General features: G+C 52.0%; 11 protein-coding genes. All 11 read right to left on the reverse strand.

Annotation, left to right across the window (positions count from 1 at the left end):
* Window positions 1–215: 215 nt before the first annotated feature.
* Window positions 216–641 carry a hypothetical protein gene (locus ACCD00_RS08145; protein ID WP_413423458.1) on the reverse strand — a complete coding sequence of 142 codons (426 nt, stop codon included), beginning with the start codon at window positions 639–641 and terminating at the stop codon, window positions 216–218.
* Window positions 634–2,736 (reverse strand): GNAT family N-acetyltransferase, encoded by a 2,103-nt coding sequence (locus ACCD00_RS08150; protein ID WP_286819320.1) that lies wholly within the window; start codon window positions 2,734–2,736, stop codon window positions 634–636. The genes ACCD00_RS08145 and ACCD00_RS08150 overlap by 8 nt, the downstream gene beginning before the upstream one ends.
* Before the next feature lie 381 nt (window positions 2,737–3,117).
* Entirely contained in the window at window positions 3,118–3,828 is a 711-nt protein-coding gene (locus ACCD00_RS08155; protein ID WP_057712436.1) for an SDR family NAD(P)-dependent oxidoreductase, read from the reverse strand.
* Window positions 3,829–3,872: 44 nt separating this feature from the next.
* Window positions 3,873–4,529 (reverse strand): DsbA family oxidoreductase, encoded by a 657-nt coding sequence (locus ACCD00_RS08160; protein WP_413423461.1) that lies wholly within the window; start codon window positions 4,527–4,529, stop codon window positions 3,873–3,875.
* On the reverse strand, window positions 4,526–4,747 hold the full coding sequence (locus ACCD00_RS08165; protein WP_111286693.1) for a tautomerase family protein: 222 nt from the start codon (window positions 4,745–4,747) through the stop codon (window positions 4,526–4,528). The genes ACCD00_RS08160 and ACCD00_RS08165 overlap by 4 nt, the downstream gene beginning before the upstream one ends.
* Window positions 4,748–5,001: 254 nt before the next feature.
* Entirely contained in the window at window positions 5,002–5,274 is a 273-nt protein-coding gene (locus tag ACCD00_RS08170) for a hypothetical protein (RefSeq protein ID WP_413423463.1), read from the reverse strand.
* Between the two features lie 267 nt (window positions 5,275–5,541).
* Window positions 5,542–6,129, reverse strand: a complete 588-nt coding sequence (locus tag ACCD00_RS08175) for a PBECR2 nuclease fold domain-containing protein (protein ID WP_413423465.1) — start codon at window positions 6,127–6,129, stop codon at window positions 5,542–5,544.
* A 176-nt stretch (window positions 6,130–6,305) separates the two neighbouring features.
* Window positions 6,306–7,592, reverse strand: a complete 1,287-nt coding sequence (locus tag ACCD00_RS08180) for an OprD family porin (RefSeq protein WP_413423467.1) — start codon at window positions 7,590–7,592, stop codon at window positions 6,306–6,308.
* 260 nt (window positions 7,593–7,852) lie between these two features.
* Window positions 7,853–8,524: a DsbA family protein gene (locus ACCD00_RS08185; RefSeq protein WP_413423469.1), complete on the reverse strand. Its 672-nt coding sequence runs from the start codon at window positions 8,522–8,524 to the stop codon at window positions 7,853–7,855.
* Between the two features lie 229 nt (window positions 8,525–8,753).
* Window positions 8,754–8,966, reverse strand: coding sequence for a hypothetical protein (locus tag ACCD00_RS08190; RefSeq protein WP_057399224.1), 213 nt, complete (start codon window positions 8,964–8,966; stop codon window positions 8,754–8,756).
* Window positions 8,967–9,210: 244 nt separating this feature from the next.
* Entirely contained in the window at window positions 9,211–10,317 is a 1,107-nt protein-coding gene (aguA, locus tag ACCD00_RS08195; RefSeq protein ID WP_413423471.1) for an agmatine deiminase, read from the reverse strand.
* Window positions 10,318–10,543 lie beyond the last annotated feature (226 nt).

The raw sequence follows: 10,543 nt of genomic DNA on the forward strand, positions 1-10,543 counted from the left end.
ATATTTTACGTTCAGACCGACAGCACTCCGTGATGATACGAGCAGAAAGGGTTTTTATTTTTGATGGGTGATGCTCGGTGTTTGCCCCAATTGCGCTACCACCGCTCATCCTCATGGCGCGCTAGAAATACCATAAGCGCTAAATTAATTGTGGTCTGCTCCGAATTTTCGTTACTATCTAAACCCTATATAGCCATACCTAATCGCTAGCCACCTCACCCCCCCCCACAAAGAAGTTTGAGTAGCGGACTATTCGGGGCTATTTTGGAAAAAAACTGTGGGGGTTGAAACTTGCCAAGTCTCATGCGAATCAAAGGTAAGCATACACCTTGATCTAAAATAGTTATGTCTTTCAAGCCGATAGCTGTTACTAGATCGCGCCCAGCTGTGTATAGATCAAAATCAAGTTTTGAAATACAGATCTCTTTTCCATACTTTGTCCATATTTCCTCTGGAGGCAGACTCTTAACGAAGTCTACCTGTGCGGACATATCTATCCTACCCACTGGTAGAGTTGTATACACCCATAGTCGTGACCCAGGTGGCAAACTGATTGGCTTAACTCTAAGCTCAACACTTTTCTTGCCTTGCATAATGTTATCCACATGCCTCGGCTTGATGGACACCAGCGCCTCAATCATTATAGGCTTCCCCAATTAACACCTTCAGCTTATCCACGCCTATTCGCTCAGGGGAGACTAAGTTAGCATTACTTATTAGACCCAACTCTTTCGCTCTTGAAAATGATACGCGCCGATCAAATTCAATAAAGTTATCAAACGTGAAGACATGAACACGCCCGGCCCCATCAGAAATATCAAGCAGCTCTTTTTTTGACAAAACACCCTGTCGATCAAACTTAACGGCTGCCTCGTCAATATCTATGACATCTGAAAATGTAATTCGTGCGAAACCTATGATTTCCTGAATGCTTTTTATGCCAGAAACGTAGAAAGCAATAACCCCACCCCGTGTAAAAATAGACTCTCTAACTGGTGACCTAAAATACGCTTTCTCAAGTAGAAATATTTGCTGATGACTAGATAGCAGAGACAGTTGGTTCTTTACGTTACCTATCAGCCCATTAGCGAATTTTTCACGGATAGGAACTATGATACAATCCCTATCGGAGCTCAAGATAAACTTAGGCCCAATAGCGGTCTCGAAATCGAACCAAGAAAATACTTGAGACTCATTAAATGCATCAGAGATAAATATTCCGGTATTTTGAAGCTCCTTCTTTGAAGGAAGCTTTTCTGGAATACTGAACTCGCAAAAAGTTTTTACGGTTCGAGCGAAGTCCGACCAGTTTTTACGGTCTAAAAATTCACTACTCATAATTTTTACAAAATGATCAGCGGATTTGAAAAAGCCTTTCTTAGTAAGGGTTTCCGCAGTGATATCCTGATCTTTCCCGATATATAAATCCAGGCGATGCGAGAACGAGCACTTATATCTCAAAGCCATTTCTAGAAAGTGGTCAATTGCTGCGATTGCTTGTGGACGGCTCTCATCGATATACAACGCGGCTAATGCATGCCCTGAAGATTTAACCGGTTTCTGGAAATAATATATGCCGAATAACTCCCCATCCAGCCGGGCCTCATATACATTCGCCCCCTCTTTAGTAGGAGAGGCCGAGTCAAGACTTGCACTCACTAGCCCTGGCACTGAAAAAGAGCTTAAAAAAGCACTTAATTCATCAGTCATAGTAGAAGAAGAGAACGAAAAATCAGAATTAAGCGGCTTATCAGACCTTGAGAATCCATTATCCGTGATAAGTTCATCAGGCGAAAGTATAGAACATCCATACTTATATTTAATATCATTGCAAGACCTTAGAAGTGCTTTCTCGCGAGTTATGAAACCATCTATTTTGGCAGATATGCAATAAGCTAAGTGCCGTAAATCAGACTCATCATTCTGAGCTGATTTTCTACCTGCTGTTCTAGACGGAAAAATATCTCTTCTCAATGATTCAGCTATTTCTTGAACATCAGTATTTGCCATTAGCTCGGGGAATGCTCCAGCCATTCTCAAAACTGGATCATCCGAAAAGTGTGACGATTGCCGCTCAAGCTCCGCTTTGAACTCTGGAGTTATGCAAATCGAAAATCCTCCTTGGAATCCAACCTGCATGATTTTCACTATCTGCTCATAGCCTGGCCTTGCCTTGGAGACATCCAAGAGAAGATTAAGATCCAAAGCATAAATCCGTTTTTTAAGTACAGGTCCTGTTGGTCTAACGCCTACTCGCTCGTTGCCTAATGAGCCGAACAAGTCATTATCATTCACAACGAATCCACGAACATTAATAATCCGCTTAGTCGTCTCTCCGCCCTTAACCTGTTTATAAACCTGAAACCCTAACTTGCTCCAAAACTCGTTCGCTGGCAAATCAGAAGCCACCCTAGCCACAATGGAATGGTAGCCGTGCTCTTTCGCAAAATCTTTCAATGAACTTATTAAGCGCGAACCAATTCTGTGCCCTCTTACAGAGCGACAGGAGTAAATCTGGAAAACTTTAATACTCGGCATAGTGCCGCCAAACATCAGATACCCTTTTAGTTCTCTAGCCTCATTAACTATTACCCATAGCTGTCCTTTTGACGCCATTTGATCATATGCTGAAGAAGCCAAAAAGCCAAATGCGCCCTTGTTATTATCAGCGATATTTGAAACTTGATCTATGTACAAAGAAACATGATCAAAGCTTTTTAATATTGTGTATTCCATTACGAGTCAAACTCTTACTGAAAGGACAAGTTATTAGGAACGTATAATAGCACGAATCAGCTGAGCGCTCACCTGTCCTTAACAAAAGCGGTAGACCTTTAAAATACCGAATAAAAAATACTAATCCGCATTTCGCACCGTAGTAGAAAGCGAAGCTCGGCCAAAGCCATAATTTGATCTATTTAAGACGAGGTAATGATCGATACTTACACACAACTAAATAAGGGTAGAGAATGAGGTAGCCTGTCTAACCACTAGAAATATTTTCTTATAAGTTCAATACGTTAGCTACTTGTTCGACTCCTGGTGCCGCACCATACAAAACAAAGCCCCTGCAGAAATGCAGGGGCTTTGTTGTTTCCGGGGTTTGGCAAAACGCTTTTAGTGCCCCGCGCTCTGACCACCGTCCACGTGCAGGATTTCGCCAGTGACGAACTTGGCGCCGTCCAGATACACGACCGCTTGCGCAATATCATCGATCTCGCCCATGTGCCCGACCGGGTGCAGGTTGCCCAGCGCTGCGTGGGTTTCTTCGCCGTGCATCGGGGTCTTGATGATGCCTGGGCTGACCGCGTTCACCCGGATCCCGCGCTTGGCGTATTCGATGGCCAGGGATTTGGTTGCCGCGTTGAGCCCGCCCTTGGTCAGCGAAGCCAATACCGATGGCACGCCGTCGATGGCGTGGTCCACCAGGCTGGTGGTGATGTTGACGACGTGGCCGCTGCCCTGTTTTTCCATCTCGGCGATGGCGAGTTGAGTGATGTAGAAGAAGCCATTGACGTTCACCGACAGCACATTGGCGTAGTCTTCCGCGGTGTACGCAGTGAACGGCTTGGCGATGAAGATCCCGGCGTTGTTGACCAGGGTATCGATGCGACCGAAACGGGAAATCGCTTCACGGATGACGCGCTGGGCGGTTTCCGGTTCGCCGATGTCGCCGGCCACGGTGAGAATGTCCGGATCGGTGGACGGTTTGATCGAGCGCGAAGTGGCGACGATGCGGTAGCCGAGTTCACGAAAGGCTTTGACCATACCGTCGCCAAGACCCTGGGATGCGCCGGTGATTACAATGACTTTTTTCGAAATGCTCATGATGAAGACCTCTGAAAATTAAAAGTGGGGTAGAAAATCTGTAATCAGGCTTCGGCCGGTGCCTTGGCCATTTGTCGCAACATCTGTTCGTAGTACTCGACCGATTGCGAACCGGACACCAGGTGGCGACCGTTCAGCACCATGGCCGGGACCGAATTGATGCCGCGCTGCCGGTAGTACTCTTCAAGTTCTCGCACCTCTTCTGCGAACGCGCCGGACGCCAGCACCTCTTGTGCACTTGCCCCATCCAGCCCCGCTTCAATCGCCAGACGCACCAGCGTCGACTGATCACTCGGGTTCTGGCCTTCGCTGAAGTAGGCCTGCAGCAGCACCCTCTTCAACTCGACTTGCCGCCCTTCCTGCAACGCCCACAGCAACAAACGGTGTGCATCGAAGGTGTTGTAGAAATGCGTGCGTTTCTCCAGATCGAATTTGAAGCCGATGGCCTCGCCGCGAGCGATCTGCATGGCCTTGCCGGCGGCGACGTCGGCGGCCGTTCTCCCGTACTTGCGCATCAAGTGCTCGACCGCTTGTTCACCTTCGGCCGGCATATCCGGGTTCAACTCGAACGGCTTGTAGGTCAGCTCGACCGAGATGTCCCCGGCCACGTTCTCGATCGCTTGCTCCAGCGCCGTCGCCCCCAGTGCGCACCAGGGGCACACCACATCGGAGATGAAATCGATGGTGACGGACGACGTCATGATTTCCCCTCCGCCTCGGCCAGTTGCTTGCGGTACTGGGTGGTGGTGATTCCGGCGTAACCCCAGTTATCGGTGTCGACTTCCTCGATCACGATGTGGGTCAGGTCAGGGCGTTTGTTGAGGACGCGTTCCAGTGTTTCAGTGATCTCGGCAATCACCTGAGCTTTCTGCTCAGTGGTAACGCCATCGCGGGTGATGCGTACGCTTACGAAAGGCATGAGGGAAACTCCAGTGACCTTCCCGTCGGGATGATGGGAGAGGCGTTGGAGCTCAATTTATGGAGTTTACTGGAAGGGATAAAGGTGGGGGCGGGAACTTCATTCGTTACGTGGTGTAATGAGCACTTTAGGACTCTATACCGTTTTTTCTGTCGTCCAATTGCTTACGTGTCGCAATTTTCCAATTTTTGCGACACGTCTTCGGGACATGTCGCTGCGGACGACACGTTCGCGATGAATCGCGAATGCATTTGTTAAAGCTTACCCCGCGCGATAGGGCTGATGCGGCTCTCATTCATATCGCGAACAGACTCCAGCAAGTCCTTCTGAAACTGATTTGTTCGATATCCCCTTCTGTTACCTCCCACAGCAACCTCGATCACCTCGTCAACCGAGTCGATATTCCTGCGAATGGTTTGAGCATCAAGCATTGCGCAAGCCCGTTTCACTGTAGGGTCGCGCGCACCAGCTATCCGCATTTCAGCCGAGGAATCATAACCCTCTGCTGTTTCGATCAATTTCTCCATTTTGTAATGGTCCCCATCGTAAAAAAGTCAGATGTCGATGTGCGCGACTTCGCCGATCTGACCAACACCACAAGGCTACCGCTCGGGTTGACACAAGCATCATCTGTGACAGAGAATTTGCCCAAGAGCGCGAAACCGACTGCCTTCAGGTGGCAATAGTCGGCGTTAGGAACCCCGTTGATGACTTGAAAATCAGCGCTCGGGTGAGACCTCTTCTCCCTTGCTTGAGGGAGCACAATATCAAGCAAGCTTCTCAAAAAAAGCAGCCTACTCAGGCTGCTTTTTTTGTTTGGATAATAGGTAACGTTGATAAACCAACCCGCCGTGCCGATGTTTGTTCAGCGCCTTTTTGTCACAGTTCATGAAGTTCCAAAGTACATACCCACGGTCAACATGGATTACTACCAACATTTGGTACTTTGTGTGGTATGCGCCAATGAAGGCGAGACGATAGGAGCCATCGCTGTAGGAAACCCGCCAGATTTCTAATGGATTATTCAGCGTATCTACAGCAAATTCAGTGAAACGCTCTCGGGCGTTAGGGCGTTTTTCCACAATGTGACGTAGATGCTCACGCCGAACCGTAACGGGTAAATATGGCGTTTCGATCAGCACCGTGTCAGTCCCTTCATGCAATCCAAAACCTAGCGCTACTTGCCTTAGAGCGGAGCAGACATCAACGGCCCCTGGTAGCTCTCGAATCACCTTGGTTTCCAAGGGTATCGATATGTCCCGCAGATCCGGCAAACCTAGATCCTTCCAGCTTTCCTGATCAGGAGCTTCCTTTACCCCTGGAACTTTCATTCGGTGATCTCTCACGGTTACAACTGCTATTTCAGCCTGTTGAATCGTCACGAGAAATCAGGTGGATCCTCTTTTTCCCTCAGACACTTCCGACAATCTTGAAGGGCGTCGCCATGGCCATTGAAAGAGCCGTTTGGAAAACTCCTATGAGCCATAAAAAAACCCCGAACCAGTCGGGGCTTTTCTTCTCTCAGCCTTTGATCAGGCCTCGATACCGCAACCGATCATCAGAAGATGTTGATCGGGTAATCCACAAACACACGCACTTCGTTGCCGCTGACGTTGTACTCGCTCGATTTCTGCGACACGCGCAGGACCGAGCTGCGCAGTTTCACGCTGAGGTCTTTGGCCGGGCCGCTTTGTACGACGTATTTGAACTGGTTGAAGATCTCGCGCTCGGTGCCGCCTTCGCTGGTGGAGGTGGTGATGTTGTCACCGCGCACGTAGGCCACGTTGTAGGTCAGGCCCGGTACACCGAAGGTGCTGAAGTCCAGGCCGTAGCCGACTTGCCAGCTGCGTTCGTCTTCGGCGTTGAAGTCGGACCAGTAGGAGTTCGCCAGGTAGATGGTGTTGCCACCGTCGCCGATGCGGCCTTGATCTTTCTGGTAGCCGCCATAGGCATAGCCCAGGTTGCTGTCGCCGGTACTGCGCTGGTGCGCGAGGGTGAACGAGTGCGGGCCGGTGATGTAGGTGGCGGCCAGGCTCCAGATCTTGTTGTCGTCGCCGGTGATACCGTTGTCGCGAACGTAGGAATCTTCCAGCTTGGTGCGGTAGCCGTTGAAGTCCAGGGTCAGGGACTGATCCTTGTCGATCGGGAACACGTAGTTGGCGTTCACGTATTGTTTCTTCAGCACGTCTTCGACGTCGGAAGCGTACAGCGCAGCCTTGAATTGTTCGGTGAACTGGTAGCTACCGCCCAATACGTTGATCGACTTCAAGCCACCGCTGTCACGACCTTCGGCACTTTTGCGCGATTCGGCGGTGAAACGCCCGGCGTCCAGTTGCAGGCCTTTGATCTCTTTGGAGGTGATCAAGGTACCGGTGTAGCTTTCCGGCAGCAGGCGCGAGTTGTCGTAGTTCAGTACCGGCAGGGCCGGCATCTGGTCGCCGTAGGTCAGGGTGGTGCTGGACAGGCGGAACTTGATCGCTGCGCCGCCCTTGGACAGGTCGTCAGCCGGCTGGCCGCTGTCGCCCTTTTTGAAAAAGTCGATGCCTTGCGCGCCGCTACGGTCTTCGCTGCGTTCCAGGTTCAGAGCGTACAGCCCGAAAGCGTCCACACCCACACCCACGGTGCCTTGGGTGAAGCCGGACGAGAACGTGCCGATGGCCGCCTGGCCCCACTCGGATTTATCCGGGTTGCCGTCTTTGAAGTCACGATTGATGTAGGCATTGCGCAGCAGCACTTTGAGGCTGCTGTCTTCAACAAAACCCTTGGATTCGGCCTGGTCGTTCGCCATGGCCTGTGTAGCGCTCAACATCCCCAGTGCGATCAGGCTGATTCGCTTGTTCAACATTTTGTTTTTTTCCTTGATTCGGTTGATACGCGCTGTGTCGAACGGCCGAAATGGCGCTATCGCGCTCTTGTTTCAATGCAAAAACAAAAAGGCCCGCCCACGATTGCTCGCGGCGGGCCTTTTATTGTTTTTGAGTCGTGGCGGTCGGCCACAGGCGTTGGGCCGAATCGTAGCTGCGCCCTCAATGATGTGTCAATTTCGTGAATCTTCTACAAATAGGCAAAAAACGTCTAAGAAACGGCTTTACGTGGCAGGAACATTCAATCGATGCAACCTTCGAGGCCACAGACTGCTACGGGAGTGGATGCTCCCTGATCGGGCAGCGACTGACTCAACCACTGCGCAAATGCCTGGGGTTTGCCCAGCCATGGCCCGATATCGATCAGGGTGAATTGGTCATTGTCCTCAAGCACCAGGGTCGGAAAACCCTGCCCTCCAACCTTGGCCAGGAAAGCCCGGCTGTTGCTGATATGGCCTTCGGTGTCGGCCGCCCTGAAGGCTCCTTCGAAGGCTTGACGGTCCAGCCCCATGCCGTGGGCCAGTTCAAACAATACCGATTCGTCGGCGATGCGGCGCCCTTCCACGTAATGAGCACTTTGCAAACGCCCCAACAACTCCAGCCCGCGACTTTCCATTTGCTCGGCAGCCAGCACCGCAGCGATGGGTGGAGCCGAGTCGAACACGGCGGTGTGATCACGCAGCAATCCTTCGAAATAGGCCTCACCGAACGGCTGCCCGCTGTATTCGGCAATGCGCCGGTCATGGGGCATGACGTAACTGCGCAGCTGTGGCGATACCTTTTGCCGATTGGCACCCGTCATCATGCCGCCGCCGTGGGCAATCACGGGCAGCACGGCCTGGGCGGCCTGCACCAGCGGTTTGGCGCCATAGCACCAACCGCACAATGGGTCGTAGATGTAATGCAGGATCATGGAAAAGCTCCGACAGAAATTCAGGAAAATTCGATGTCGGCAGATTAGTGCCGCAACGGCCCCGGAAAAACGCCGGATTGGCTTTCAGTCTGTTGCTTGAATCGGTCGAATGGCAGGGTTAAGACCATTGCTCCCACAATGTTCAGTGGTGACTGAAAAAATCCGTAAGCAAAAAAAAACGCTGCCATCCCGGCAGCGCTTTTTTTTGATCAATCCGTTGTTGTTCTTCTTATCCTTCCATTACATCCCACAACGCATCCAGTTCCGCTTCGCTGAATAAACCAGCGGGGTAACGCTCGATCATCGTCCGGCGCGGATCAGTTTCGCTGATCTGACGCGTTCCATTGGACTTGAACCAGTGCGCCAGAATCTGGAGCGATTCGCTGTTTACTGCCAGGGGATGCAACGCCTTTTCGCTCACTACATTCACTTCGGCGTTCATTTCCGCGCTCTCTCCCGGTTTGTGAGCGGCTAACTTATCCAAGGTTTATGACAGAACATCGAAGTCCTCCCCCTCCCCGAGTTACAACAGTAGAGATACAAGAGCTGTGCCAAGGTTTCTGAAGTGTGGGCAAGCGGATACAAAAAAGCCCGCAACCCTGATGGGCTGCGGGCTCTGTGCCATGCAGCGGGCTGATCGACAGCCTGAGGGATTTCGCAATCAACTCAAGCTGTTACAACCTCACTCACTCCTTGTGCGGCGCGGGTTGTTGCTGGGTAAGGCAGTGAATATTGCCGCCCCCCAGTAACAGTTCGCGGCCAGGCACCATGACCACTTCATGCTGCGGGAACAGGTTCTGCAGGATTTCCTTGGCCGGGCCATCCTGCGGGTCGTCAAAGCTCGGCGCGATGATGCCGCCGTTGACGATCAGGAAGTTCACGTAGGAACCGGCCAGACGAACAGTCGGGTTACGTTCCTGGGTTCCATCGACCGGATCGACACCGGCACATTCTTCCTCGGTCGCAAACAGCGGACCCGGAATCGGCATCTTGTGCACCATGAATGGGCGGCCCTTGGCGTCGGTGCTGCCTTGCAGCACTTTCATCGCCGCCTGGCAGCGCGGATAGTTCGGGTCCTGTGGATCATCGGTCCAGGCCAGCAATACTTCGCCCGGGCGCACATAGCAGCAGAAGTTATCCACATGGCCATCGGTTTCGTCGTTGAACAAGCCATCCGGCAGCCAAATGATTTTATCCACAGCCAGGTTCGCACTCAGGAGCGCTTCGATTTCCGCGCGATTCATGTGCGGGTTGCGATTGCGGTTGAGCAGGCATTCTTCGGTGGTGATCAGCGTGCCTTCGCCATCGACGTGAATCGAGCCGCCCTCGAGCACGAAGCCTTCGGTGCGGTAGCGCGGGCTGCGCTCGATCTCGAGGATCTTGCCGCCGACTTGCGAATCACGGTTCCACGGCGAATACAGGCCGCCGTCAAAACCGCCCCAGGCATTGAAGTCCCAGTTCACGCCACGGACTTCGCCACTGTTGTTGATGACGAAAGTCGGACCGGAGTCGCGAACCCAGGCGTCGTCGCTGGACATTTCCACCACACGAATATTCGGCACGTCCAGGCGGGCACGGGCGTTTTCGTACTGGCCGGCGGAAACCGCCACGGTCACCGGTTCGAAACGGGCGATGGCTTTGGCCACTGCCACGTGCGCGGCTTGTGCCGGTTTGCCACCCAGGCGCCAGTTGTCCGGGCGCTCGGGCCAGATCATCCAGGTCTGGGTTTGGGGTGCCCATTCGGCCGGCATGTAGAAGCCGTCGGCGCGAGGGGTGCTGTTCAACGTGGTCATGGCTCAGGACTCCGGAGTGGCATTGATACCTGACAGAAAGGGAAGCGTATGTGTAAACGCCGTGGGCTATGGTGACTTTATATCCGATAAATATCGGCTTTTAAAGCACCATCAATCCACGGTTACAAAAATGATCGATAAAAAGCCGATATCAATCGAACTAACACCACCTTTCATGTGGGAGCGGGCTTGCTCGCGAAAGGGCCGTGTCAGTCGACATCTCGTT

The sequence above is a fragment of the Pseudomonas sp. Pseusp3 genome, assembly GCF_047304225.1.
Lineage (GTDB): Bacteria > Pseudomonadota > Gammaproteobacteria > Pseudomonadales > Pseudomonadaceae > Aquipseudomonas > Aquipseudomonas fluorescens_CD.